General features: G+C 68.8%; 23 protein-coding genes. 11 read left to right on the forward strand and 12 right to left on the reverse strand.

What is annotated here, in order from left to right:
* Positions 1-11 precede the first annotated feature (11 nt).
* Positions 12-737 carry an SDR family oxidoreductase gene (locus tag BM360_RS16410; RefSeq protein WP_093316211.1) on the reverse strand — a complete coding sequence of 242 codons (726 nt, stop codon included), beginning with the start codon at positions 735-737 and terminating at the stop codon, positions 12-14.
* Positions 738-885: 148 nt separating this feature from the next.
* Here BM360_RS16410 and BM360_RS16415 point away from each other — a divergent pair, with 148 nt between their 5' ends.
* The gene (locus tag BM360_RS16415) at positions 886-1,782 is read left to right on the forward strand and encodes an AraC family transcriptional regulator (protein ID WP_093316212.1); all 897 of its coding nucleotides are present in this window, start codon (positions 886-888) and stop codon (positions 1,780-1,782) included.
* A gap of 21 nt (positions 1,783-1,803) precedes the next feature.
* On the opposite strand, the gene BM360_RS16420 is transcribed toward BM360_RS16415, so the two are convergent.
* From BM360_RS16420 to BM360_RS16450, 7 genes are all read right to left on the reverse strand, one after another.
* Positions 1,804-2,517 carry a FadR/GntR family transcriptional regulator gene (locus tag BM360_RS16420; RefSeq protein WP_093316213.1) on the reverse strand — a complete coding sequence of 238 codons (714 nt, stop codon included), beginning with the start codon at positions 2,515-2,517 and terminating at the stop codon, positions 1,804-1,806.
* Positions 2,514-3,263, reverse strand: a complete 750-nt coding sequence (locus BM360_RS16425; protein ID WP_242653540.1) for a helix-turn-helix domain-containing protein — start codon at positions 3,261-3,263, stop codon at positions 2,514-2,516. The genes BM360_RS16420 and BM360_RS16425 overlap by 4 nt, the downstream gene beginning before the upstream one ends.
* Before the next feature lie 54 nt (positions 3,264-3,317).
* A complete protein-coding gene (locus BM360_RS16430) occupies positions 3,318-4,592 on the reverse strand; it encodes an MFS transporter (RefSeq protein ID WP_093316214.1) in 1,275 nt (424 codons plus the stop codon).
* 13 nt (positions 4,593-4,605) lie between these two features.
* A complete protein-coding gene (locus BM360_RS16435; RefSeq protein WP_093316215.1) occupies positions 4,606-6,006 on the reverse strand; it encodes an FAD-binding oxidoreductase in 1,401 nt (466 codons plus the stop codon).
* 50 nt (positions 6,007-6,056) lie between these two features.
* Positions 6,057-8,222 carry a TonB-dependent receptor gene (locus tag BM360_RS16440; RefSeq protein ID WP_093316216.1) on the reverse strand — a complete coding sequence of 722 codons (2,166 nt, stop codon included), beginning with the start codon at positions 8,220-8,222 and terminating at the stop codon, positions 6,057-6,059.
* Positions 8,223-8,345: 123 nt separating this feature from the next.
* The gene (locus BM360_RS16445; RefSeq protein WP_093316217.1) at positions 8,346-9,107 is read right to left on the reverse strand and encodes an SDR family NAD(P)-dependent oxidoreductase; all 762 of its coding nucleotides are present in this window, start codon (positions 9,105-9,107) and stop codon (positions 8,346-8,348) included.
* Positions 9,108-9,118: 11 nt separating this feature from the next.
* Positions 9,119-10,615 carry a carboxylesterase/lipase family protein gene (locus tag BM360_RS16450; RefSeq protein WP_093316218.1) on the reverse strand — a complete coding sequence of 499 codons (1,497 nt, stop codon included), beginning with the start codon at positions 10,613-10,615 and terminating at the stop codon, positions 9,119-9,121.
* Positions 10,616-10,773: 158 nt separating this feature from the next.
* Between BM360_RS16450 and BM360_RS16455 the strand changes: the two genes are divergently transcribed.
* From BM360_RS16455 to BM360_RS16475, 5 genes are all read left to right on the forward strand, one after another.
* Positions 10,774-12,552: a putative bifunctional diguanylate cyclase/phosphodiesterase gene (locus BM360_RS16455; RefSeq protein ID WP_093316219.1), complete on the forward strand. Its 1,779-nt coding sequence runs from the start codon at positions 10,774-10,776 to the stop codon at positions 12,550-12,552.
* A gap of 60 nt (positions 12,553-12,612) precedes the next feature.
* Complete coding sequence (locus BM360_RS16460) at positions 12,613-13,935, forward strand: erythromycin esterase family protein (protein ID WP_093316220.1); 1,323 nt, start codon at positions 12,613-12,615, stop codon at positions 13,933-13,935.
* A gap of 90 nt (positions 13,936-14,025) precedes the next feature.
* On the forward strand, positions 14,026-14,400 hold the full coding sequence (locus BM360_RS16465) for a DUF6491 family protein (protein WP_093316221.1): 375 nt from the start codon (positions 14,026-14,028) through the stop codon (positions 14,398-14,400).
* Between the two features lie 137 nt (positions 14,401-14,537).
* On the forward strand, positions 14,538-15,560 hold the full coding sequence (locus tag BM360_RS16470) for an SDR family NAD(P)-dependent oxidoreductase (protein ID WP_093316222.1): 1,023 nt from the start codon (positions 14,538-14,540) through the stop codon (positions 15,558-15,560).
* Between the two features lies 1 nt (position 15,561).
* On the forward strand, positions 15,562-16,425 hold the full coding sequence (locus tag BM360_RS16475; RefSeq protein ID WP_093316223.1) for an SDR family oxidoreductase: 864 nt from the start codon (positions 15,562-15,564) through the stop codon (positions 16,423-16,425).
* 69 nt (positions 16,426-16,494) lie between these two features.
* Here the strand turns inward: BM360_RS16475 and BM360_RS19655 are convergent, their stop codons facing one another.
* Entirely contained in the window at positions 16,495-16,632 is a 138-nt protein-coding gene (locus BM360_RS19655) for a hypothetical protein (RefSeq protein ID WP_165611333.1), read from the reverse strand.
* Positions 16,633-16,953: 321 nt separating this feature from the next.
* On the opposite strand from BM360_RS19655, the gene BM360_RS16480 reads away from it, so the two are divergent.
* Both BM360_RS16480 and BM360_RS16485 read left to right on the forward strand, forming a co-directional pair.
* A complete protein-coding gene (locus BM360_RS16480; RefSeq protein ID WP_093316224.1) occupies positions 16,954-17,319 on the forward strand; it encodes a DUF6481 family protein in 366 nt (121 codons plus the stop codon).
* On the forward strand, positions 17,316-17,984 hold the full coding sequence (locus BM360_RS16485) for a spermidine synthase (RefSeq protein WP_093316225.1): 669 nt from the start codon (positions 17,316-17,318) through the stop codon (positions 17,982-17,984). Before BM360_RS16480 ends, BM360_RS16485 begins: the two co-directional genes overlap by 4 nt.
* A 12-nt stretch (positions 17,985-17,996) precedes the next feature.
* Here BM360_RS16485 and BM360_RS16490 read toward each other — a convergent pair whose 3' ends face one another.
* Positions 17,997-21,701: an AAA family ATPase gene (locus BM360_RS16490; RefSeq protein ID WP_093316226.1), complete on the reverse strand. Its 3,705-nt coding sequence runs from the start codon at positions 21,699-21,701 to the stop codon at positions 17,997-17,999.
* Complete coding sequence (locus BM360_RS16495) at positions 21,701-22,927, reverse strand: exonuclease SbcCD subunit D C-terminal domain-containing protein (protein ID WP_093316227.1); 1,227 nt, start codon at positions 22,925-22,927, stop codon at positions 21,701-21,703. Before BM360_RS16495 ends, BM360_RS16490 begins: the two co-directional genes overlap by 1 nt.
* A gap of 170 nt (positions 22,928-23,097) precedes the next feature.
* On the opposite strand from BM360_RS16495, the gene BM360_RS16500 reads away from it, so the two are divergent.
* From BM360_RS16500 to BM360_RS16510, 3 genes are all read left to right on the forward strand, one after another.
* Complete coding sequence (locus BM360_RS16500; protein WP_093316228.1) at positions 23,098-23,301, forward strand: hypervirulence associated TUDOR domain-containing protein; 204 nt, start codon at positions 23,098-23,100, stop codon at positions 23,299-23,301.
* Positions 23,302-23,385: 84 nt separating this feature from the next.
* Positions 23,386-23,703 (forward strand): SWIB/MDM2 domain-containing protein, encoded by a 318-nt coding sequence (locus BM360_RS16505; protein WP_093316229.1) that lies wholly within the window; start codon positions 23,386-23,388, stop codon positions 23,701-23,703.
* Between the two features lie 192 nt (positions 23,704-23,895).
* Positions 23,896-25,671 carry a cation:proton antiporter domain-containing protein gene (locus BM360_RS16510; RefSeq protein WP_093316230.1) on the forward strand — a complete coding sequence of 592 codons (1,776 nt, stop codon included), beginning with the start codon at positions 23,896-23,898 and terminating at the stop codon, positions 25,669-25,671.
* Positions 25,672-25,685: 14 nt separating this feature from the next.
* On the opposite strand, the gene BM360_RS16515 is transcribed toward BM360_RS16510, so the two are convergent.
* Positions 25,686-25,853, reverse strand: coding sequence for a Flp family type IVb pilin (locus tag BM360_RS16515; RefSeq protein ID WP_093316232.1), 168 nt, complete (start codon positions 25,851-25,853; stop codon positions 25,686-25,688).
* Between the last annotated feature and the right edge of the window lie 19 nt (positions 25,854-25,872).

A 25,872-nucleotide genomic window follows, 5' to 3' on the forward strand; every position in this document is an offset into this window, starting at 1 on the left:
GGTGCGAGGGGTTACATATCGGCGGCGGTCGGCCGCACGATCACCTCGTTGATGTCGACACCGTCCGGCTGCTCGACCGCGTAGCGGATCGCCCGGGCGATCGCATCCGGCGTCAGCGACTTCTGCCGCCAGCCCTTCAGCGCCGCGGCGACTGCGGGGTCCGTGATATCGTTGCCCAGTTCGGTGGCAACCACACCCGGTGAGATGAGCGTGGAGCGGATCTCGTCATGCTCCTGGCGCAACCCCTCGGTGATCGCACGGACCGCATGCTTGGTGCCGCAATAGACGGCTGCGGTCGGCAGCACCATGTGCGCCGCCACCGAGGCCACGTTGACGACATGCCCGCCCCCTTGCGCTACGAAGCGCGGCAGCACTGCAGCGATGCCGTTGAGCACGCCGTGAATGTTCACGTCGATCATCCGCTTCCACTCGTCGCGCTTCAGCGCGGCAAGCGGTGAGAGTGGCATCACGCCGGCATTGTTCACCAGCACGTCGATCCGGCCGAACCGCTCCGCCGCGGCTGCCACGAAGGCGTCGAAATCGGCGCCGTCGGTCGCGTCGAGCGTGCGCCACGCCACCGTGTCTCCCAGCTCGTCCGCCAGCGCGCTCAGCCGCTCTCCACGCCGTGCGCCGATGAACAGCCGCGCGCCGGCGGCGGCGAGTTCCCGCGTGGCCGCTTCGCCGATCCCGCTCGATGCACCGGTAACCAGCACGACCTTGTCGATAGTCCGCGTCATGTTGTTTCCCTTCACTTGAACTGACAGCGGCCAGATGGCGCGGGAATGAGCGGTGGCGGTAGAGCGATCGTCCGAACCGTTTGCACGATCCTCCAGATCCGATGTCGACGCACTTGCGAGCTGGCGCGACGTGGTGGATCAAAGGCGGATGGACAGGATCGCCGAACTTGCCGACGTGATTGACCGCCACGTGCGCGGCACCGGCATCTGCACGACGGCGATGCCGCACGTGTCGCTCATCCGTGCCGACCAGCCGAGCACGCCCACGCCGGCCGTGTACGAAGCATCGCTTTGCCTGATCGCCCAGGGATCGAAGCGCGTCTCGATCGGCGAGCACAGCGTCGTCTACGATGCGGCGCACTACCTGCTCGTCTCGGTCGACCTGCCGCTCGTCGGCCATGTCATCGAGGCGAGCCCGGAGAGCCCTTATCTCTGCTGCAAGATCGACCTTGATCCCGCGATCGTCGCCGACCTGATGGTGGCGGAGGGCGGCGCGGTGCCGCGAACCGATCTGCCCGTGCTTGGCGTCTATCCGAGCGATCCCGATCTGATCGATGCGGCATGCCGGCTGGTGCGTCTGCTCGATCGGCCCGAGACGATCGACGCTCTGGCGCCCCTGATCGAGCGCGAGATCCTCTATCGCCTGCTCACCGGCCCGCACGGGCCGATGCTGCGCCACGTCGCTACCGCCGGCAGCCACCTCAATCAGGTGAGCCGGGCGATAGCGGCGATCCGCCGGCGCTTCGACGGGCAGATCCGCATCGAGGACGTGGCGGCAGAGGCGGGCATGAGCCCCTCCTCGCTCCACGCCCACTTCAAGGCGATCACGCGGATGACGCCGCTCGAATATCAGAAGCAGCTGCGGTTGCAGGAGGCGCGCCGCCTGATGCTGATGGGCGGCGCGACGGCGGGCACCGCGGGGTTCGCGGTCGGCTATGAGAGTCCGTCGCAGTTCAGCCGCGAATATCGCCGCCTGTTCGGCGCCCCGCCCCGGCAGGATATTGAGCGGCTGCAAACCGCCCCGTCGGCCGCCCTGGCTCTCTAGGCGGCGGTTCTGCGCGCGGCCTCAGCGGCCGGCGTTCTGGAGCAGGGTGCCGATTGAGGCAACGAAGTGGGCCCGCATCTCGGCCACCGCCGCGGCGGGATCGCCGTCCCTGATGGCATGAGCGATCGACACGTGGCGCTGCAGGATTTCCTGCTGCTGATCGACGGTTACACGCGTCTGCCATGCGGACGGCACCGCCACCTTCATCAGCGGCTCGAACGAGCGGACGATCTGCTGGTAAAGCGCATTGCCGCTGGCGCGCGCGATCGCCTGATGCAGGCCGATATCGTGGAGCATGACCTGCGGCAGATCGCCGGTCGCCGCCGCCATCGCCTCCGCCGCAGCGACGATCTCGTCCGCCTGTTCGGGCGTGCGATGGAGCGCTGCCAACTCGACCGTGCGCAGCTCAAGCGTGCGGCGCACGTCCCACACCTCCGCGACCGAGACCTGTGCGGTGGCGACGGCATGGTCGATCGACGCGCCCATCACCGATCCGTCCATCGCGCCGATACGCGCGCGACGCCCGTTGGCGACGTCGATCACGCGCAGCGCCGCCAGAGCGCCGAACGCCTCGCGCATCACCGCGCGGCTGACACCCAGCTCCGTCGCGAACCAGCCTTCACCGGGCAGCGTATCGCCGACCTTCAGGTCGTTGAGCCGGATATGCTCGCGCACGCGCCGCAGCGCGTGATCAACCAACGACCCGCCCTCGACGGCGCGCAACGCCGCGCTCATGCCGCCACCTGGCGGATGTGGCTGGGCGGCATGCCGAAGCGGCGTGAGAATGCGCGCGTGAAGCTGGCATTGTTCTGGTAGCCGCAGGCATAGCCGATCAGCGAGATGGCAAGATCCGTCTCGCGCAACATGTGGCGTGCTCGGTTCAGCCGGTTCTCCGCCAGCGCATCCGCGATCGAGCAGTTGAACATCAGGCGGAACCCTCGCGTCAGCTTGGCCCGGTTGACGCCGCAGGTGCGGGCAATCTCGTCCAGGGTCAGCTTCTCGCGCCAATTCTCGTCGATCAGGCGGCGGGCGGCAAGGATGCGCATGGCATCGCCCTCGCGCAACTCCCCCGCCTCATCCGCGCCGACTAGCTGGTCCGCCACCACGCGGGTGAGCAGCGCGACGAACAGCTCGATGCTCTTGGCCAGCCGCAGGGTGGCGCGCGCAGGCTCGGGAAGGTCGCAGTCGGTAATGGCAAGGCCGACGGCGCGCAGGTCGCTGGGCAGATACCAGCGGCGGCCCGCATCGATCATGCGACCGCCGAGCCGCTCGCACGCGGCCGGGTTGACCGCCAGCACGAGGTCGGCAGCGGCAAGTTCGTCCGCGTCGCACAGGTGGGCGGTGGCGGCGCGCGCGGGCGCAGGCGTGTGCAGCCCGTCGAACAACAGCAGCAGCCAGCCTGCCGGCCAATCCGTGGCGACCGCACCCGGCCCCACGAACGACAGCATCTCTGCCGACACTTCGATTCGCTGCTTGTCCATCGGCTCCCTCTCTCTCGCTGGAGCTTCAACCTATCTGACAGGTGTCGTCAACAGCTATCTGACAGGTGCGGCAGGCGCGTTGCGGATCGCAAGCGCGAAGGCGACAACGGCGATGACGCCGGTAACCACCCCGACAATGGCCAGTGCCGGGGCGAGATGCCCCTCCCCGCCCATCATCCCGCTCACCCAGGCCACCATCGATGGCGCGATGCCGAAGCCGATCACGCCCGCAACCGCAATGAACAGGCCGATGCACAGGCCCCGCGCCTCGTTGGGGATCAGCACGGTGAGCGCGACCGAGGTGATCAGGCCGGTCACCGTGCCGCAAAGGACAAGCACGCCCATCGCGACGGCGAACAGCGGCACCGATCCGGCCACCGGGAACAGAGCCGCAGGGGCACCGATGGCGGCAGCGATCAGCGCGCCGCGCAGCACGCCGCCCCGCCGGCCGCTGCGTTGGCCCCAGTCGGCAGCGAGCCCTCCAAGGATTGCGCCGCCCAGGCCCGTGCCGAAGATCAGCGCGCCCATCCAGCCAGCAAACTGATCCGGGCCGAGGCCGTAATGGCGGCCGAGCACCGGCGCTGCCCAGATCAGCGCCGAATTGTCCGCCATGACGACGCTGACCTGCCCGAGGAACAGCGGCGCAAGAAAGCCGCGCCGCGTCCAGAGTTCGCGCGCGACGATGCCGAGCAGCGCGTTCTGCGTGGCGACTTCGCGCCTTGCCGGTTCACGCAGGGTCAGGAGCGGCAGCAGGCAAAGCGCCAGGATCGCCGCCAGCGCCACGTGAACGCCGCGCCAGGCCGGCAGGCCGAAAATCCCGTCGCCCAGCCCGCCGAACATCGTCCCGACGAGTCCGAACCCAGCCGCCATGCCCAGCGTCTTGCCCAGCGTCACCACCAGCATCGCGCGGCCGCGTTGCGCCGGCTGACACAGGTCCGCCGCCAGGGACAGTGCCGCGGTGAGTGCGCCGGTCGCGCCCGTGCCCGTCATCATGCGGGCGACGAACAGGCTGGCCGCGTCCGGTGCATAAGCCGTCAGCAGCGTGCCGAGCGTCCACAGCATCGCCAGCGCGAGGAACAGCCGCACCCGGTTCCAGCGATCGACCATGATGCCGACCGGCACCGAGAACAGCGCCAGCGGCACCGCGGCGGCAACGCCCTGAACGAGGCCGAGCGTGCGGTCGCTCAGCAGCAGTTCGGCCTTGGCGCTCTCCTGCACCGTGCCGAACGATCCCATTGCGGCGAACCCGGCGGCCATGCCGAGCGCGAGGACGCCGAGCGGCCAGGCTACACGACCGAGCGACGGCACAGGTGCGGCGATGCTGGCCATCAGCGCTGCCCCGTCAAAGCGCGAATATCTTGCCGGGGTTGAACAGGTCGCGCGGATCGAGCGCGCGCTTAAGCGTCCGCATGATGTCTACCGCATCGCCCAGTTCAGCGACGAGCCATTCCTGCTTGCCGATGCCGACGCCATGTTCGCCGGTGCAGGTGCCGTCCATCGCCAGAGCGCGCTCGACCAGGCGCGCGTTGATCGCCGAGACCTCTTCCATCTCCTGCGGAGCATTGGGATCGATCGAGAAAATGACGTGGAAATTGCCGTCACCGACATGGCCAAGGATCGTCGCGGGCACGCTGGCCTTGGCGAGATCGGCCTGCGTCTCCAGAATGCAATCGGGCAGGCGGCTGATCGGCACGCACACATCGGTCGACCAGCCGACCGCGCCCGGCCGCATGTTCACCGCGGCATAATAGGCCTCGTGCCGCGCCTTCCACAGGCGCGCGCGCTCTTCCGCCAGGTTGGACCAGGCGAAGTCACCCCCGCCATTGCCCTGCGCCAGCGCCTCGACGGTGGCGATCTGTTCCGCCACGCCGGCGGGCGAGCCGTGGAACTCGAAGAACAGCGTGGTCACCTCCGGAAGCGCAAGCTTCGACCAGCGGTTGACCGCGCGGATCTGCATGGCGTCGAGGATTTCGACGCGGGCCAGCGGAACGCCGAGCTGGATCGACTGGACGACCGTATCCACCGCCCCCTGCAGGCTCTCGAACCCGCAGACGGCGGACGAGATCTGCTCAGGGATAGGGTGCAACCGAAGCGTCACCTCGGTGATGATGCCGAGCGTACCCTCCGAGCCCACGAACAGCCGGGTGAGATCGTAACCGGCGGCGGACTTGCGCGCCCGACGGCTGGTACGGATCACCTTGGCGTCCGGCGTCACCACGGTGAGCGACAGCACCGCCTCGCGCATCGTGCCATAGCGGACCGCGTTGGTGCCGCTCGCCCGCGTCGACGCCATGCCGCCGATCGTCGCGTTCGCACCGGGATCGATCGGGAAGAACAAGCCGGAATCGCGCAGGTGGAGGTTCAGCTCCTCGCGCCGGACGCCCGCCTGCACGGTGCAGTCGAAATCCTCGGCATTGACCGTGAGGATCGCGTTCATCTCCGACAGATCGACGCTCACGCCGCCGCGGACGGGCAGCGTATTGCCTTCGATCGATGTGCCCGCGCCGAACGGGATGATCGGCACGTTCGCTTCGGTGCACAGGCGCACCAGATCGACGACATCCTCGGTCGAGCGGGCAAAGACCACTGCATCGGGCAGCGCCGTCGGAAAGTGCGTTTCCGAGCGGCCATGCTGCTCGCGCATCGCCTCGGTCAGGTGCAGCTGCGACCCGAACCGCGCCTTCAGGCTCTCGAGAAATGCGGGGTCGAGCGGCGCGCGCGGCGGCAGGGGAGCATGGTGCATGGTGGATCGTCCTGAAGCCGCGGGGCCGCGGCCCCGCATTCTGCCGTCGACTAGAAGCGGAGCGCCGCGCGAACGCCGTAGCGCCGCAGATCGCCGATGATGCCGAGATCGGTGGCAGGCGCGCCGGGGAAGTTGATCCCGGCAAGCTGCAACGTCGTCTTCTCGATATAGGATTCGAAATACTTCTTCTTGAAGATGTTGTTGACGAACGCGCTCAGCTCCAGCGGCCCGGTGCGGTAGACGATCGAGCTGTTCGCCAGCACATAGCCCTTGAGCAAGGTCGGCGTGTTTTCGTTCAACGTCGCGGCCAGCCGCTTGCCCTTGCCCGTCGCGCCCACGTTGAACGTCAGCGAGCGCTTGTCGCCGAGCGGGATCGTGTAATCGCTGTTGATGTTGCCGAACACGTCCGGCTGGAAGGTCAGCCGATCGGAGGACAGCAGGCGGCCGGTGATTGCGGTGTAGGGGCTGGTATCGGTCAGGCGCGCATGCATCACGGTCAGACCGCCGCTGATCGTCCAGTTCTGCACCGGCTTGACGAACCCCTCGATCTCGATGCCGTAGCTCTCGACGTCGCCGGCATTGAGATCGACGGTGACGAGGCCACCGGCCGACGACGGCGCAACCGAGTTGAGGCCGATGTAATTCTTGTAATCGTTGTAGAACAGCGCCGTCGACAGGGAGAAGCGCCGGTCGGCGGAGGCGAACTTGGCGCCCACTTCATACGCCCAAGCGGAATCGCCCTTGTAGGTGCGCACCGGCGCGGTCGGCGCGTTGAAGCCGCCGCCGCGATAGCCACGCGATACAGAGGCATAGGTCATGAACTCGCGATCCCAGTGGCGCGTCACCGTGATGCGCGGCTCCCACTGGTTGGACTTGAGCTTGGCCTCGGGAACGGGCGCGCCGCCAACGGTGCCTTTGGCGCTGCGGTCCTCATGGTCGTAGCGGAGACCCAGTGCGACTTCATAGTCGCTGTTCGGCTTCCAGAAGATCGTGCCGAAGGCGGCATAGGTGTCCGCTTCGGTCGCGCTGGTCTGCGGCACGCTGCGCGCAAGCGGCACGATGGTCGTCGTGCTCGCCGCGTCGAACGTCTCGTTGCTGTAGAACAGGCCGAACAGCGAGGAGATCGTGTCCGTCCACTTGCTGTCCAGCCGCGCCTCGGCGGTGCGGGTGCGCAGCGTATCGCCGCCGGTCGAGCGGACGAAATTGATCGGGCCGAAATCGCCCTCGCCATCCGCTGTCTCGCTGGTGCGCTCGTTATAAGCGCCGACGAGGGTGAGCGTGTGATCGCCGAGATCCTGCTCAAGCCGGGCGTTTGCATCCTTGTAGCGGAAGCGGACGGTGTTGGGCGTGTTGAACTGGACGTTTCGCGAGTAATCGGTCGGCCCGGCGACGCGCGCATAAGGCGTGTTGACGCCCTTCACCCAATCATACGCGCCCTTGATCGTCAGCCGCGTCGTCTCACCCGGTGTGAAGCGGATCGTCGCGTTGACCGAGTCCGAGTTGAACGGATTGGCATTGCCGCCGATCACCGTGTTGCGCAGGAATCCGTCCTGCTGACGGTGTGACGCGGCGACGCGGACGGCGAGCACATCCTTGACGATCGGCCCGCCGACCGAACCCGACACTAGCCAGCTGTCGTCCGGCCCCGCATAGCTGCCGATCAGCCGCACTTCGAGATCGTTGCCCGGCTGCCGGGTAATGACGTTGATCGCGCCACCCAGCGTGTTCTTGCCGTATAGCGTGCCCTGCGGGCCGCGCAGCACCTCAATCCGCTCCACATCCAGCAGCGGGTTGTTCAGATAGGAGGTGTTCGGCTGGTAGACGCCGTCGATGAACAGGCCGACACCCGGCTGGACGGTCTGGACGAGCGTGACGCCGACACCGCGAATGGCGACGAAGGCGCGTCCGGTGCCGTCCGAATTGATATTGAGGCCCGGCGTCAGCGAGGCGGCCTCGCGCACCGAATTGATGCCGCGATTTTCCAGCACGGTGCCGGTGATCGCGGTCGCGGCGATCGGCACGTCGAGCAGGGTTTCCTCGCGCTTGCGCGCGGTGACGACGATCTCGCCCGTATCGAGCGTGGCGGCGGCGGCCTCCGCCTGCGTCTGCTGAGGTGAATCCTGGCCGGTCGCCTCGGCTGCGCGCTGATCCGTCTGGGCGTAAGCGGGAACGGCCAGCGCGAAAGCAGCGGTGGACGCGAGCAGAGCAAGACGCATGCGGAAAGCCTCTCCTGAACCAGTGGATCGACGGTCCACCTGTCAGAAAGGTCTAGCTGCTTAATGACCTGTCAGAAAGGTCGCTTGCTTTGCCGAGCGGATCGCCTGCTTGGCCGATCCGCATCACCAGCAGCTATAGCCGCCGTCCGCCAGCACGATGCTGCCCGTCATCAGGCTGGCCGCGTCGGAGGCGAGGAACAGCACCACGCTCGCCACCTCTTCCGGCTCGCCGAGGCGCCCCTGCGGCGTGCCGTCGATCCAGCGGCGATACATTTCCGACGTCTTGTCGGCGAAGGCGTTGAGCGGCGTGGTGATATAAGTCGGCGCCACCGCATTCACCCGAACGCCGCGATCCGCCCATTCGGCGGCAAGGCTGCGGGTGAGCTGGTGCACCGCCGCCTTGGACGCATTGTAATAGCTTTGCGGCTGCGGCCGGTTGACGATGAAGCCGGACATCGAGCCGATATTGACGATGCTCCCCCGCCCCGCCGCCAGCATGTGCCGGCCGAAGGCGCGCGCGCACCAGAAGGTGCCGTTCAGATTGACGTCGAGCACGTTAAGCCAATGCTCGTCCGCCACGTCCTCCGCCGCCGTCTCGCTCCGCGCGATGCCGGCATTGTTCACCAGGATGTCCTGCGCGCCCAGCCGGTCCGCCGCTTCGGTAACCGCGGCGGAGTCGGTCACGTCGAGGACCAGACCATCAATGGCATGCCCCTTGCCGCGCAACTCGGCCAGCCCACGCTCCAGCAGATCCGCGTCGCGATCGCCGATCGTCACGCGCGCACCTGCCTCCGCCAGCGCATCGGCACAGGCGAGGCCGATCCCCTGCCCGCCACCGGTGACGAAGGCGGTGCGGCCATCCAGCCGAAAGCGGTCGAGATACATGGGTTCCTCCGTCAGGGCAGGAAACGGGCGGCGGGCATTGGCGGCTCCTCCACCGTGCGGTCTGCGGCGAGCTGGTGGACGTTGCGCTTCTCGCGCGTGAACTCCGGCCAGGGCAGCGTGCCATCGGTGGCGAAACGCACCCACAGAGCGTGGATGCGGTCCGCCAGCGCCTGCGGCGGTGCCTCGCCGCACAGTCCCTCCGGGCCCGTCACGGTAGCGAGGCTGTCGAACACGAACGGCAGCTCCATGCCGTGCGCCGCGCCGAGCCCGCCCTCATAGCGCGGGCTGCGCCACTCGAACTCGTACATCCAGGTGCGCCCGCGATGCTCCTCGGCGAAGCGGCGCGCGGGCCAGCGGAAGACGAGATCGCTGAGCGCGCGGACCAGAACCTCTCCCGGTCTGTCGCGCCCGAGCCCATAAGCCTTGAGCACGCGCCACGCGCGCGGCTGCGAGCGGCGCAGGATCAGCCAGGCGAGCAGCCACCCAACCTTCGGCAGCACCCCGGTGGGCACGAAGTAAAGGTTCATCTCCTCGGCATTGCTGCCGATCAGGACGTCGATATCGGAGCCGGCGCCCTGCTTCAGCGCCTCCAGCGGCGGCTGCGGCAGCACATCGTCGCCGTGGACAGGGATGAAGCGGCTGATGCCGAACACCGGCTCACGTCCGTCGGCATCGCGCAGATCCAGCCGGGTGGTGGGCAGCGACACCTTTTCCAGCGCGTCGAGTGCGTCGCCCGGCACGACGCTAGCAAAGCCCGCGCGGGTCGGCGCGATGCCGAGCAGCTTGGCGACCTTGCGGACCAGCCGCTGCGCGACCGGGATGTCGCGCGTCATGGCGCCGTGGCCGCTCTGGATGATGACGCGGCGGAACAGCCCTTTGGCGAGCGGGGAGGTGACGAGATCCGCGATCGCCATCGCGCCGGCGGATTCGCCGAAGACGGTGATGTTGTCAGGATCGCCGCCGAGTTCGGCGGCGTGGCCGCGCACCCACGTCAGCGCCGCGATCATATCGCGCAGGCCGAGATTCGTCGGCACGCCGGGGATCGGCAGGAATCCTTCGACGCCCAGCCGGTAAGCGACCGAGACGAAGATCACGCCATCACGCGCGAAGCTGCTGCCGGCCTGCACCGAGGCGTCCTTCGCGCCGACCACGAAGCCACCGCCGTGGATGAACACCATGATCGGCCGCCCGCCCGGCGCATCTGCCGGGCGGATGACATCCAGCACCAGATAATCGTCGCCCTCGCGCCAGCCCGGACCGATCAGGGGGGCGACGTCCAGACCCGGGACCGCCTTGGTCCGCTGTGGCGCGGTCGGCCCCGGCTGCGTGCCTTCGCGCACACCGACGTTGCCCTCCGCCGGCACCGGCGGCTCGAAACGCCGCGCACCGACCGGCGGCATGGCATAGGGAATGGCGTTGAACCGCTCCACGCCGCCTGTCCGGATGCCCTGCACCGGGCCGCTGCGCAGCATCAGGGTGGCGGGGGCAGTCTCGCTGTCGATGGTCATTGCATGGCTCTACCATGCCGGCCCGGGCGCGAACGAACCGTCTCTATGCTGATCGGCAGCGACGCATTGCCGCAGGCGCGCTGTCCGCATTTTCCGCAGAACGTTAGCCTTTGCGGAAGACTCGGCCCTTATGTCTCGCCAGCGGAGACACGGTTGAAATGCAGCTTTATGACGAAGAGACCCGGCTGGAAGCGCTGTACCGGCTGAACCTGCTGGACACCGCGCCGAGCGAGAGCTTCGACCGGATCACGCGCATGGCGAGCCAGATTTTCGATCTGCCCATCGCCGCCGTCTCGCTGACCGATCGAGACCGGCAATGGTTCAAGTCGCGCATCGGCGTCGATCATCAGTCGATCCCGCGGGACAAGGCGCCCTGCGCGCAGGTCGCCGAGACAGCGTCGACCTTGCTCATCCCGGATCTTCAGGCGGATAGCTGCTACAGCAGCAGCCTGCTCGCGGAACAGGGCGTGCGCTTCTATGCCGGCGTCTCGCTCACCACGCGCGACGGTCACAGCCTCGGCGCGCTCTGCGTGCTCGGCATGGTGCCGCGCGACGCCTCCGAGCGGGAGATGGCGGCCCTCGACGATCTGGGCAAGATGGTCATGTCGCAGATCGAGCTGCAACATGCCGTCGGCCGGCTCGATCCCTTGAGCGGGCTGCCCAACCGCACCCAGTTCCTCGACGATCTGGCGGATCTCGGCCGGGAGCGGCCGGGCGAGCGGCGGCTGGCAGCGCTGGTCGATCTCGCCCGCCACGAACAGGTGAGCAACAGCCTGCGCGTGCTGGGGGCCGATTATCTCGACCGGATCGTGCGACATGCTGCGGATGCCATTTCCGGCGCGCTCGGGCGCGGACGGACAGCGTATCATGTCGCCGCCACGCAGTTCGCCTTCATCGCGCCGCCCGGTGTGCACGAAGACGATTATGTCGCGACGGTGCAGCAGGTGTTCAACCGGCTGCGCGAAGCATCCAAGGACCGGTTCGCCATGTCGGCGAGCCTTGGCCTGACCCCGTTCATCGCCGGCGTGACCCAGCCCGCGACCGTGCTCAGGACAGCGCACAGCGCGGCGCAGGAGGCGCGTTCCTCCCCGACGATGCTCAGCGTCTATTCGGCCGCGGCCGATATCGCGCACCAGCGTCGCTTCCGCCTGCTGAACGATTTCGCCAGCGCACTGGAACAGGAGGGGCAGCTATCGCTCGTCTTCCAGCCGCGGGTCGATCTGGAGACGGGACGATGCATCGGGGCGGAGGCACTGCTGCGCTGGCAGCATCCGGAGCTTGGCGCAATATCGCCGGCCGAGTTCATCCCGACCGTTGAACAGACCACGCTCGCAGGCCCATTGACCAGGTGGGTGCTGGATATGGCGCTCGCTCAGGCGGCCCGGTGGCGCGCAGCGGGGCTCGACCTGCGCGTGTCCGTCAACATCTCGGCCGCCAATCTCGAGGATGCGGGCTTTGCGCAGCAAGTGCAGCTGCAGATCCTGAAGCATCGCACCCGGCCGGAGTGGCTGGAACTGGAGGTGACCGAAAGCGCGGTGATGGGCAATATGGCGCAAGCCTCGGATCTGCTCGGCACGCTGGTGGAGGGCGGCGTGCATGTCGCGATCGACGATTTCGGCACGGGGCATAGCAGCCTCGCCTATCTGCAGAAGCTGCCGGGCCGGATCCTGAAGATCGATCAGGCCTTCATCCGCGACGTGACCCGCGGCGAACGCGAGCAGACCCTCGTCCGCTCAATGGTCTCGCTTGCCCATGATCTCGGCTACCGTGTCGTGGCAGAGGGGATCGAGACGGCCGAAGCGCGGGACTGGCTGGTCGCGCATGGCTGCGACGAGGGACAGGGCTATTTTCTCGGGCGGCCGATGAGCGCGGAGGCGTTCGACACCTGGCTGACGGCAACCCTGGCGGAGTCGAACGAGGTACAGGCGGCCGCCTGATCGGCCGCGCGCGAACCTCTTGCGCACCAGCAACGTTTGGCCTCCCGAAGGAGCAGGCCCATGCTGGATGATGAAGCTGCGGGGACCGCCGCCGCGCTCGTCGCGGACGCCGCCGAACCGCTGCCGGATCTCGACGACCCGGTCTTCGCCGATGCCTTCGACCGGTTCGCCGATGCCCGCATCATCTGCCTGGGCGAGGCGAGCCACGGCACGTCCGAATTCTACCGGGCCCGCGCGGCGATCACGCGACGACTGGTCGAGCGGCATGGCTTCAACATGGTCGCCGTCGAGGCGGATTGGCCGGATGCGGCGGTGGTCGACCGCATCGTCCGCGGCAAGCCGTCGCCGCCGGAGGCCGAGACGCCGTTCACGCGCTTTCCCACGTGGATGTGGCGCAATGCCGAGTTCGAGGCATTCGTCGGCTGGCTGAAGGACTGGAACCGGACACGGGACAGCGGCGCCCGGGTCAGTTTTCACGGGCTCGACCTCTACAACATGAACGCGTCGATCGCGGCGGTGATCGGCTATCTCGAGCGGACCGACCCCGCAGCCGCGCGTGAGGCCCGGCGGCTCTATGGCTGTCTGAAGCCGTGGAAGGAGCAGCCGGCAATCTATGGCCGCATGGCGCTGAGCGAGGGTCACGGCCGCTGCGAGGCGGGTGTGGTGAAGCTGCTGCGTGATCTGTTCGCGAACGAGCAACGATATGCGCCGGGCGATCCGGACTCGTTTCTTGATGCGGCGCAGAATGCCCGGCTGGTGGCCAATGCGGAGGCTTATTACCGAGCAATGTATCATGGCTCCGCGGCAAGCTGGAACCTGCGCGACGAGCATATGGCCGACACGCTGGACATCCTGCTCCAGCGCGGCGGGGCCGGCGCCAAGGTGGTGGTGTGGGCGCATAACAGCCACATTGGTGACGCGCGCCAGACGGACATGGGCCGCAGCCGTGACGAGCTGAACCTCGGCCAGCTCGTCCGCGAACGTCATGATGGTGCGGCCTGCCTGATCGGCTTCGGAACGCATAAAGGTACCGTCGCCGCAGCGGACGACTGGGACGAGCCGATGAGGATCAAGACGGTCAAACCGTCCCGCCCCGACAGTTTCGAGCGGATCCTGCATGACAGCGGCTGCGAACGCTTCATGCTCGACCTCCGCAAAGGCTCGGCGCCTGAGCAGCTGCGGGAAGCGCTCAGCGAGGAGCGGCTGGAGCGATATATCGGAGTCATCTACCGACCCGAGACCGAGCGCTGGAGCCACTATTCGGAAGCGTCGCTGGCCGCGCAATATGACGCCTTCGTGTGGTTCGACACGACCGAGGCGGTGACCGCAACCATCGCGCCCGAAGGCGCCGGACCTGATGAAATCTGGCCGAGCGGATTGTGACCGGTTGAGGCCGCGAGCCGCAACGCATTGGATCGCCAAAGGTTTGTGCAGTTCACGGCGGCCATAGTTCCGCTGCCGAGGAGTTGTCCCATGACAAAGCTCACCATCATCGCCGCGTTGACCGGTCTCGCCTTCGCGACGGCCGCGGGCGCGGCCCCGCGCCAGCCGCTGCCACCCCAGGCGACAATCCCGTTCGCCCGCACGATCACCGACTTTCGCACGGTCGGTCGCGACACCGTCTATATCCGCGCGACCGGGCGGCAGTGGTATCGCGCGGACCTGATAGGCCCCTGCCTTGATCTGCCGTTCGTTCAGGCGCTCGGCTTCGAACATCGCGGGACGCCCGGGATCGATCGCTTCTCCACCCTGATCGTGCGGCGCGGCCGTTGCCCCCTCCGCTCGCTGACGAAGGTCGCGGGGCCGCCGGCCAAGAGCGCGAGGCCGAAACGGCAGGAGCTTCGTTGAGGCACGGGCTGATCTGTGTTGCTTGAATAATCCCGGGCTCTGGCGGGAGATTAAGGCGCTGCAATCGTTGTGATTGCGAGGCGAGCGCATGTGTCCGGACGGGCCGGGCCGGCTCCTCTCCTCGGAGGTCTGAGCCCATGCCGGTCTTCGCGCGGCTGATCGCTCCGCTGCTGCTTGCCGTCGTCACGCTATCTGGTTGTGCGACCTCGACCCATCTCGGCCGCTCGGCGCTGAGCCGCGTCGCCGGGCGCACCTATGTGCTGGTCGGCGCGTCCAGTGGCTTCGGCCAGGGCACGGCGATCCGGCTGGGTGAGCTGAAAGCCAATGTGGTGCTGGCCGCCCGGCGGACCGATCTGCTGGAAGAGGTGGCGGGCAAGGTCCGTGCGGCCGGCGGCCAGGCGCTGGTCGTCACCACGGATGCAGCCAGGCCCGAGCAGATGGAGGCCCTCGCCCAGGCCGCCACTTCGCGGTTCGGTCGGATCGACGTCTGGATGAACATCGCCGGCGTCGGCGCGGTCGGCCGCTTCTGGGACGTGCCCGTCGCCGATTATTCGCGCATCGTCGACGTCAATCTGAAGGGCGTGATCTACGGCAGCCACGTCGCGCTGCGCCGGTTCATGGCGCAAGGCCATGGCACGCTGGTCAACATGGGCTCGGTCGAGGCGGAAGTGCCGCTTGCCTACCACGCCACCTATGCCGCGACGAAGGCGGGGGTGCTGAGTCTCGGACGCTCGCTGAACGAGGAGCTTCGCCACGCCGGCCGCGCACGCACCATCAAGGTGGCGACGGTGATGCCGTGGGCGGTGGACACGCCCTTCTTCCAGAACACCGCCAATTACAGCGGCCATGCCGACCGGATGATCCTGATGGATGGGCCGGAGAAGGTCGTTCAGGCGCTGGTCTGGGTCTCGCTCCACCCGCGTGAGGAGCTGCCGGTCGGGTGGAAGGCGCAGATGGCGTCCACCGCGCACCGCTTCGCCCCCGACCTCACCGAAACGCTGGCGGCCGACATCCACCGGGGAGAACTCGAAAAGGGTACGCCCACCCCCGCCACCTCGGGATCGGTCCATACGCCGACGGAACGAGGCCGCGGGATCGAAGGCGGGATCCGCGCCCGCCGCAAGGCCGAGAATGCGGCCTACAAGGCCAAGGAGGAATGACATGAGCCGCAGCGAAGACCTCACTCCGCCGCTCCCCGAACAGCAGCAGGCCGTGCCGGGCACGCTCGCCGAGATGAACCCGCGCCCCGACCATGGCGAGGACAGCTATCGCGGGCACGAGCGGTTGGCAGGCAAGGCCGCGATCATCACCGGCGGCGACAGCGGCATCGGCCGCGCGGTGGCGATCGCCTTCGCGCGCGAGGGTGCCGACGTGCTGATCTCCTACCTGAACGAGGAGGAGGATGCGCGCGACACCGCCCGCTGGGTCGAGCAGGCGGGCCGCCGCGCCGTGCTCGTCCCCGGCGACATCGGCGATGCGGGCCATTGCCGCGCGATCGTCGACAAGGCGGTGGAGGCGTTCGGCCGCGTCGATGTCCTCGTCAACAATGCCGCGCACCAGATGACGTTCGAGACGCTGGAGGACATCCCCGACGAGGAATGGGAGAGGACCTTCCGCACGAACATCCACGCGATGTTCTATCTCGCCAGGGCGGCGGTGCCGCACATGCGGGAGGGCGGCGCGATCATCAACACGACGTCGGTCAATGCGGACATGCCGAAGCAGACCCTGCTGCCCTATGCGACCACCAAGGGTGCGATCCAGAACTTCACCGGCGGCCTCTCGCAACTGCTGGCCGAACGGGGCATCCGCGTGAACTGCGTGGCGCCCGGGCCCGTCTGGACGCCGCTCATCCCCTCGACGATGCCGCCGGAGCAGGTTCGGGAATTCGGCAAATCCTACCCGATGGGTCGGGCGGCGCAGCCGGCGGAACTGGCGCCGGTCTATGTCATGCTGGCCAGCGATGAGGCGAGCTACGTCTCGGGCGCGACGGTGGCGGTGACCGGGGGCAAGCCGATCCTTTAGCGCCAGGCCTGGATTGCAGTGGATTGCGGTCCCGCCTTGCGATGGGACCGCAATCGTTGCTCCGGCCGATCAGCGGTGGCCGCCGTGCCCGGCATTCTGATTGGCGGTGCGGCTGGCGCTGTTGTCGTGATTGTCCTGCTTCTTGTTGCCGCCCTCGTCATCCTTGCCGTTCTTGTGGAAATCGCCCTTCTTCTTCTGGTCGGTCATCATCGCTCTCCGGGATTTTTCGGCCCAATCGGCCGGCGTCCTCCAAGAACCCCGCAGTTCATGGCGCCGTTCCGCAGGTCGGGAGAAGATTGGCCCCCGACGCATTCGATCGGCCCCACGGCTTTGCTTCTCGCCGGCATCGTGCTAAAGACAAGCGTTGGTTGCACACGGATGCGGGCCTGCGGCTCCGCTGGCTTGGCCCGAATGATCGTGCGTCCACCGAAATCCCTGACGGCTTCGCGGCGACGCGGGGCCGTTATGCTATGGGATCTGCCCCCCGCTCCGCCCGCATTGGCGCGGAGCCACTGACGAAGGACATTGATGCCGGCTTTCAAGACCCCCGATCTGGCCCAGCGCGGCAGCGCCTCCCGCGAGGCGAAGGCGCGCGCACTCGAGTTGCTGCGCAACAAGCCGGCACCCGATCCGGAAGTCGCCGCCGCACGACTGGCAGCGCAGCAGGCGCGCGAGGCCGCCGAGGCCGAGCGGCGCGCCGCCCACAAGGCAGCGATCGAGCAGGAAAAGGCCGCCCGCGCCGAAGCGCGCGAAAAGGCACGGCTTGAGGCGGAGGCCGCCGCCGAAGCCGCGGCTGCAGCTGCCGCCAAGCGCAAGGTGGCCGTGCCGACCGCCGCCGAACTGAAGGCGGCGCGTGACGCGCGCTATGCCGCCCGAAAGGCGCGCAAGAAGTGACCCCACGCGAGCTGCTGGGCACGGCCGACGTGCCCGGCGGCGAGCCGCTGCGCCTGTTCCGGCGCGGGCGGGATTACATGATCGTGCTCGACCGCAACGAGCTGATGAGCACGCGGATGAGCGGATCCGAAGTCGCGCTGGCGACGATGACTTGCGACCGTCTCGGCGCCCGCCCCGCCCCGCGCCTGCTGATCGGCGGCTACGGCATGGGCTTCACCCTGCGGGCCGCGCTGGAGCGGCTCGGGCGTGATGCGCGGATAACGGTGGCGGAGCTGGTCCCCGGCATCATCGACTGGGCGCGCGGGCCCATGGCGGAGCTGACGGCGGGCTGCCTCGACGATCCGCGCGTGACGCTGGAGATGGGCGACGTGGGCGATACGATGCGCGCGGTCCCTGCCCGCTTCGACGCCATCCTGCTCGACGTCGATAACGGCCCGGACGGGCTGACCCGCGCGGCTAATGACGGCCTCTATTCCGAGCGCGGCCTCAGGGAGGCGCATGCGGCGCTCCGCCCCGGTGGCATCCTCGCCGTCTGGTCGGCGGCACCCGATCCGGCCTTTGCGCGGCGCCTGGCGCGCGGCTTCGCGGTCGAGGAAGTGCGCGTGCGCGCCCGCGAGAATGGCAAGGGCGCAGCGCACGTCATCTGGTTCGCCACACGCCGCTAGGCGCGGCCGGACCTAGCCCGCAGTCACGCTCAACGTGCTGGTGCCGCGCGAGAGCGGCGTCACCTCGATCTTGACCGGGATCCGCTCCTTCACCTCCTCGACATGGCTGATCACGCCGACGCGGCGACCGCCGGCGTGAAGCTGTTCGAGCACGGCGATCGCCTGGCCAAGGCTGGCCGTGTCGAGCGCGCCGAACCCCTCGTCGATGAACAGGCTCTCGATCCTCAGGCCACGCCCGGTGGACATCTCCGCCAGGCCCAGGGCGAGCGCCAGGCTGATCAGGAAACGCTCGCCGCCCGACAGGTTGTGCACGCCGCGCACCTCGCCCGCCATGTCGTGATCGACCACCTGGATCAGCATGTCGCCGCCACGGCCGCGATTGAGCGCATAGCGCGGCTTCAGTTCAGCCAGCCGGGCATTGGCATAAGCGAGCAGCCGGTCGAGCGTCAGCCCCTGCGCGAAGTTGCGGAACCGCGCGCCCTTCGCATCGCCGATCAGTTCGTTGAGCTGGAGCCAGACGCGCGCGTCCGCCCGCTCCTGCTCCAGCTGCGCGCGGAGCGCTGCGGTGGCGGCACGCACCGCGTCGTCACGCCGCAGCAGGAACAGCGCGTCGGCGAGCGCGGCGTTGGCGGCGTCGGCGGCCGCACGCGCCTCGGCCAGCGTCTCAGTCAGCGCATCGCCGGTCAGCTCCGGAGCGCCGCTGGCATCGTGCCGGGCGAGGTCGTCACGCCGCTGCGCCTGCTGGGCGAGCGCATCGCCGACAGCGCGCTCGAGCGTGGCGAGCGCCTGCTCCTCGCCTGCCAGAGCCTCGGCGCCATCGGCAGCAGCCGCGACCACTGCGGCTTCATCCAGCGCCGCAGCGGCGATGCGGGCAGTGAAGTCGCGATCTCGGCGAGCATGGTCCTCCGCCGCTTGCAGGGCGGCTTGCTCGGCCGCCTGAGCATGCGCGATGGCGGCGGACTGTGCCTCGCGTGCCTCGGCCAGCCGGTGCTGTGCCAACTCCAAAGCCTGTCGCCGGCTCGCGAGCATGGCAGCGCCACGCGCCTCGACTGCCGTGACCGCCTCACCGTCGAGCAGGGCGTTGCGTTGCGCAGCATGCGCGTCCCGCGCTGACTTGAGCGTCGCCACCTGCGCGTCGACCGCCTCGGCAGCAGCAGCGGCGGCGGCAGTGGCGGCGCGTGCGTCGGTGAGGTGGAGTTCCAGCGCAGGGATGGCGGCCAGCGCGTCTGCCTGTTCGGCCGAGCGGGTGCGCCATGCCGCTGCCTGTGTCGCCAGCCAACGCCGCGCATCGGGGAGCGAACGCCACGCCGCGGCAGCGCCGAAGCCGCTGTCGAGCGATCGCGTCAGCCGGTCGAGCGTGTCACGCACGTAAGCAAGCGACGCCGTTCGCTCGGCAGCCTGCGCGGCAACGCTGCGCTGCCGCTCGACTGCGGCGTCGTGGGTGGCGCGGGCACGATCCCGCTGCGTTCGCGCCGCCTGTTCTGCACTGCGCGCATCGGCCAGCGCGGCAGCTGCGGTATCGGCTACACTCCGCAGCGCATCGGCATGGGCTTGAGCGTTCGCCAGCGCTGCCGGGAAACCCTCTGCTGCTGCATCGAGGCCGGCCGCAGCGGCAGCGGAGGCGAGCCTGTCCGCCGCCTCGGTCAGCGCCGCGTCAGCGCGGTCGCGCTGCCCCGTCAGGCGCGCTTGCTCCTCGACATCCGCCGCGATCCGGCTGGCAAGCGCCTCGATCCGGCTGGCCAACGCCGCGTCCCGCCGGCTTTCGCGGGTGAGCTCGGCATCGAGCACAGCGATACGCTGCTGCTGCGCCTCCCGCTGTGCGCCGATCAGCGCCTCGACGGCAGTCAGCGCATGTTCCGTCGCGCCGCAGACCGGGCACGGCTCGCCCGCGACAAGCTCGGCACGGAGTCGAGCGGCGGCCTGCCCCGACGCCGCATCCGCGAGCGCGCCCGCCCGACGCGCCTCGTCGAGCCGCAGCCGATGCGCAGGCAGCGTGGCGGCCACGGTGGCCCGCTCCCCCGTCAGCTCGTCCCGCTCAGCCCGGGCGGCGACCAGCTGCGCGTTGAGCGAACGCAGCGCCGCCGCCGCCTCGACAGCGCGGGCTGATTTGTTGCGCCAGTCGAGCAGCATGGGATCGATGGCGATCAGCCGATCACGACGTCGCGTAAGCTCAGCCTGCTCGGCGGGCGCAGGTGCAGCCGCCTGCGCCGCCGCCAGCGCCGCCTCGGTGGCCTCATGCGCCTGTGCAGCGGCGCGGGCGGCTTCCTCCGTCGCCGTTCTCGCGGCGTCGGCTGAACCCTTCTCCACGTCTGCCGCTGCCTGCTCATCCGTCAGCATGGCAAAACGCCGGGCGAATTCGGTATGCTCGGCGAGGTCGGCGTCCAGCTCCCCCTCACGGGCGACGAGCGGAGCCAGCGCGCCATGTTCGCGAAGCCACGCATCATGCCGGTCACGCACGGCCTGCGCGTCAGCCAGCAGCTTGCGACTGCGCGCTTCCCTCTCGCGCGCCTGCTGCAACGCCGCCGCACGAGCAGCATGGGCTTCTGCAAGGCGGGCAAGCCCCGCCTCCGCTTCGCCCAGCTGGAGATCGAGCGCCCGCGCCGCGGCGATCGACGGTTCGAGCCCGGCGAGCGCCGCCTGATCCGCGGCGAGCGTGTCGGCGGCGAGACGCTGCTCCGCCTGCAGGCCGGCAGCGGCGGTGGCTGCGTGATCCCGCGCAGCGATGCGCTGCACCGCCTCGTCCTGAGCGCGTACCGCCTGATCGCGCGCATCCTCCCGCGCCTGCCAGTCGCCAGCGAATAAGAAGGCGAGCTTGCGACGGCGAAGCCCCTCCACTCGCGGTGCCGCCGCCTCCTGCTCGACGCGAGCGCGTTCGACCGCGGCATCGCACTCGAGCAGCTTATCCGCGAGCGCCGCCCGGTCCGCCTCCCAGCGCGCCGCGGCCTCGAGCGCGGCGAGTGTGGCCGCGGCCGCCTCTACCTCCGCCTGCGCCGTGTCCCGTGCCGCCTCCGCCACGGCGCGACGCTGGTCATCCAAGCCGTCCTGCGCATCGATCCGGTCCCGCAGCGCATCCTGGCGTTGGCGCAGCATGGCCGCCTTGTCATAGGCGGCGCGGCCGAGATCGGCGTAGATGTGCGACCCGGTGAGCCGTTCGAGCAGGAGGGCGCGCTCATTGTCGTCGGCGCGGATGAACGCCTCGAAATCGCCTTGAGCCAGCAGCACGGCGCGGCGGAACTGATCCGCGGACAGGCCGACCAGCGCCTGGATCTCGGCCAGCGTCTCCTTCTTCCTGCCGGTGAGATTGGCTCCGTCCTTGAGCCGGACCACGCTGTGCTCGGTCTTCTGCAACGCTCCGGTCGGCTTCCTGCGCGCCCGCTGCACGCTCCAGCGGGCGCGATAGGCCTCGCCGTCGCGGCCGACGAAGTCGATCTCGGCAGAGCCTTCGCCTGTGCCGTGGCGCAGCAGCGCGCGGGGATCGGTCGGGGAAAGCTCATCCCCCGCCGTCTCGATCCGCCCGCGGGAAGGCGCCGCGCCGAGCCGCGGCACCGTGTCGAACAAGGCGAGGCACATGGCGTCGAGCAGCGTCGACTTGCCCGCACCGGTCGGCCCGGTGATGGCGAAGATGCCCGCATCCGCCAGCGGCTCGGCCGTGAAATCCACCTCGAAGTCGCCAGCGAGGCTGGCGAGATTGCGGCCGCGTATCGCCAGCACGCGCATCAGCGGGGCTCCTCCGCATGCGTCTCGACCAGCAGCTGCTCGAACGCGCGCAGCAGATCGTCCGGCGGCGCACCTCCGTGGACACGATCGAAGGCGGCAGCGAACACCGCCTCCGGGCGCAGTTCGGCCAGGTCGGCGCCTTGCGGAGCCGTCCCCTGCCCTGCCGAACGGGCAGCCACGCGGACGATCCGGGTGAGGCGAAGCGGCAGCCCTTCGAGGGCGGCGAGGACACGCGACTGCAAGTCGGGCTCCGGCCCGTCGACCAGCACCGAGATTTCGACAAAGGGCCAGCACCCGCGTTCTGCCTCGGCGTCGAGCGACAGCGCGGCGATCGCGGCCTCCACCTCGGCCAACGGACGCGCGCCGCCCTCAGGCACCGCAAGGAAGGGCGCGTGGCGTGGAATCGTCAGCTCCCGCACCTCGGCGCCGCCGGGCGCCAGATTGACGACGCTGACCGAGTGGCGATAGTGCCGCTCCGTCGCGGACAGCGGCAAGGGCGAGCCGGCGTAGCGGATCGGCGTCTCCCCGCGGATCGCCTGCGCGCGGTGGAGATGGCCGAGTGCGACGTAAGCGGCGCGCGCGTCGAACAGGCTGGCCGCCTCCGCCTCCTCCCCACCGACGACGATGCGGCGTTCGGACTGCTCGGAAATGTCGCCGCCCGCGACATGGAGATGCCCGGTGACGACCAGCGGCAGCGTGCCGGCCCGCGCCGCGCCGGCGGCCAGCACTTCGCCGTAGAGGCCGGCAAGTCCGCCGGGGCCGACATCGCCCGCCCGGCAATAAGGCACCGCGGCCAGCCATGCCGCCGTCTCACCGTCCTCGCCGGGCAGCGGCAATAGCAGCCGATCGAGATCCACCACGCCGTTGCACCGCGCCAGCGAGCCGACCAGATGCACCCGGCCGGGGCCGAGCAAAGCCGCCGGCAGGTTGATCCGCGCGGCGCTGTCGTGATTGCCGCCGATGATGACGATGCTGAGATGCGGGCATCGCTCGGTCGCATCCCGCAGGAAGCGATATAGCCGAGCCATCGCCGTGACCGGCGGGTTGGCGACGTCGTAGACATCCCCGGTGACGAGCAGCAGGTTCGCCTGCTCCGCCACCAGCTGCTCCACCAGCCACGCGAGGAACGCGTCGTGCTCCGCCTCGCGGTCATGGCCGAACAGCTCATGCCCGATATGCCAGTCGGACGTGTGGATCAGACGAAAGGGGCGGGCGGGATCGGTCATGCGGGCCTGTGAGGGGGAGAGACCGGGCGCAGCGGCCCAGGGTGGCGGTCCACCATCTGACCGGCGTGGAGAAATGACAAGCGCCCGCCCGCTTCGCCGCAGCCTTTGCACCGGCCATGCAACCATCCGCCGCCTGCGGAATTGCCCCCCTCTGGAAGAGGAGGCCTCGGATGGCGGACGTGAAGAGCGGCGACAAGGTGACGTGGAACTCGCACGGCGGCACCGCACACGGAACGGTCGAGAAGAAGCTTACCTCCGACATCAAGATCAAGGGCCAGCAGATCCGGGCGTCGAAGGACGATCCGAAGGTGCTGGTGAAGACGGACAAGGGCGCCAAGGCGGCGCACAAGCCCGAAGCACTGAAGAAGGCGTAAGGACCGTGCCGGAAGCGAACCAAATCGCGCTTCCGCCCTCCCGCGCTTGCGACTAAGCTAACCCGCTCAACAGGGGAGACGAAGATGGCCAAGGAACCCAAAGCCAAGGAAGCAACGAAGGCGCCCAAGGCCAAGCCCGCGTCGAAGGACAAGGCGCCGGCCGCGAGCGGCATCCACAAGCCGGTGACGCCCTCGGCGGATCTGGCCGCGATCATCGGCGAGGGCGACCGTCCCCGCAGCGAGGTGGTGAGCGCGATCTGGGATTATATCCGCAAGAACGACCTTCAGAATCCGAAGGACAAGCGCGAGATCCTCGCCGACGACAAGCTGGAGAAGATCTTCGGCAAGAAGAAGGCGACCATGTTCGAGATGAACAAGTTCCTCGCCCAGCATCTGAAGTAAGATGCGTCAGCGGCCCGCCTGTATGGCGGGCCGGCCAGGCGTGTTGATCTGGTCTGTCAGGACGCAGGCGGCCCCGCCTGCGTCCTGACGCGCGCGTGTAATCTGCGCCTGCGGGCATCGTTCTAGCGGTTCAGCAAGGTCAACGCCGTCCGGGCGTGACATAGCGGCCTTGACCCGGCAAGAACGCGGGTAATGGCGATTTCACCCCTCAGTTCCGCCGGCTTCTCCGATGCCCTCGTGATCCTCGGCGCGGCGGGCATCGTCATTCCATTGTTCGCGCGCTTTCGAGTCAACCCGGTGATCGGGTTCATCCTCGTCGGGCTCGCTGCGGGTCCCTCGGGGCTGGGGCGGATGGTGCCTGACCATCCATGGCTCTACCACGTCACGATCACCGATCGGCACGCGATCGAGCCGTTTGCCGAATTCGGCATCATCCTGCTGCTCTTTTCCATCGGTCTGGAGCTGTCGTTCAAACGCCTCTGGTCCATGCGGCGGCTGGTTTTCGGCCTGGGCGCGGCGCAGCTGATCGGCTCCGCCTTGCTGCTTGGCACGGGACTGGCGGCGATGGGGCAGGCGTGGAGCGGAGCGATGGCAATGGGCCTTGCGCTCGCGCTCTCCTCCACAGCGCTCGTCCTGCCGATGGCAGGCACCGAAGGACCGGTCGGGCGGAGCGCCTTCGCCATGCTGCTGTTCGAGGATCTGGCGCTTGTGCCGATCATCTTCGCGCTGGGTGCGATGGCGCCACACGCCGCGCAGTCGGGCATGGATGGTTTGCTCCGCACGCTGCTGCTGGGCGGTGGCACCGTGATCGCCATGTTGCTGATCGGCCCCTTCGTGCTGCCGCCGCTCTTCGCGCAGGCGGCGCGGACCAAGAGCCCCGAACTGTTCCTAGCAGCGGCGCTGCTGGTCGTTATCCTCGCCAGCCTCGCCACAACCGCCGCGGGCCTGTCTCCGATCGTCGGCGCGCTGATCGCCGGTCTGCTGATCGCGGAGACCCCCTATCACGGCGAAGTGGAGGCGATGACCGCGCCGTTCCGCGGGCTGGCGCTCGGCGTCTTCCTCATCACCGTCGGCATGAGCCTCGATCTCGCGGTGATCGCCGCCAACTGGGTGTCGCTGGTCAGCGCGGTGGTGGCGGTGCTGACGGCCAAAGCGCTGGTGACGGCCGGAGCGCTGCGCCTGTTCGGCACGGCACGGGGCATCGCGGCACAGGTCGGCATCTTGATGGCGTCCCCTTCGGAGACGACGTTGATCGTGCTGTCGACAGCGGCGGGCGCCGGGCTCATCCAGCCGTCCACCGCCGCTTTCTGGCAGATCGTCACTGCGCTTGGCCTTACCCTGACCCCGCTTCTGGCGCGCGTCGGCACCGATGCGGCGCGGCGCGTCGACCGGCCGCGTGACGCGCCGCTGCCCGAGCCGAAGCTGGACGAGCGGCGCACCGTGCTGGTCGGCTGTGGGCGCGTCGGCCGGCTGGTGGCACAGATGCTGGCGACGCACGATCGCCCCTACCTCGCCATCGACGCCAATATCGATGCGGTGATGCATGCGCGCGAGCGCGGCTATGTCGCCGAATATGGCGACGTCGCGCGGCCGGGCATGCTCGACCGCCTCGGGCTGGATCGCGCCGCCGCACTGGTGCTGACGATGGATGATCCGGTGCAGATCGTGCAGATCGTCCGCCGGGCCCGCGCGCAATGGCCGGACCTGACGATCGTCGCGCGCGCCCGCGATCCCAATCACGCGGCCGAGCTTTACCGGGCGGGCGCCACCGATGCGGTGCCCGAGACGATCGAATCCTCGCTTCAGCTGTCGGAAGCGGTGCTCGTCGATCTCGGTCTCGCCATGGGCCCGGTCATCGCGTCCATCCATGAGAAGCGCGCCAGCCTGCGCGCAAAGATCATGGAGATGGCGGAGACGACGCGCGAGCCGCGGCTCAACCGGCGGCGGCTGGGAGAAGCAACCGAGTAGGCCGCCCTGCCCACTCAGCTGACCTTGATGTTGTTGCTGACGTTCGTGAAGGTGTTGGTCAGCTTCTTGCCGAGCGTCGACATGGCGGTGATCGCCGCCACCGCGATCAACGCGGCGATCAGGCCATATTCGATCGCCGTCGCACCGCGCGTATCACGGATCAGCTTGCGGAAAGTCTGCATGATGGCGGCCTTGTCCCGG

Origin of the sequence: Sphingomonas jatrophae (genome assembly GCF_900113315.1) — a bacterium.
Lineage (GTDB): Bacteria > Pseudomonadota > Alphaproteobacteria > Sphingomonadales > Sphingomonadaceae > Sphingomonas_P > Sphingomonas_P jatrophae.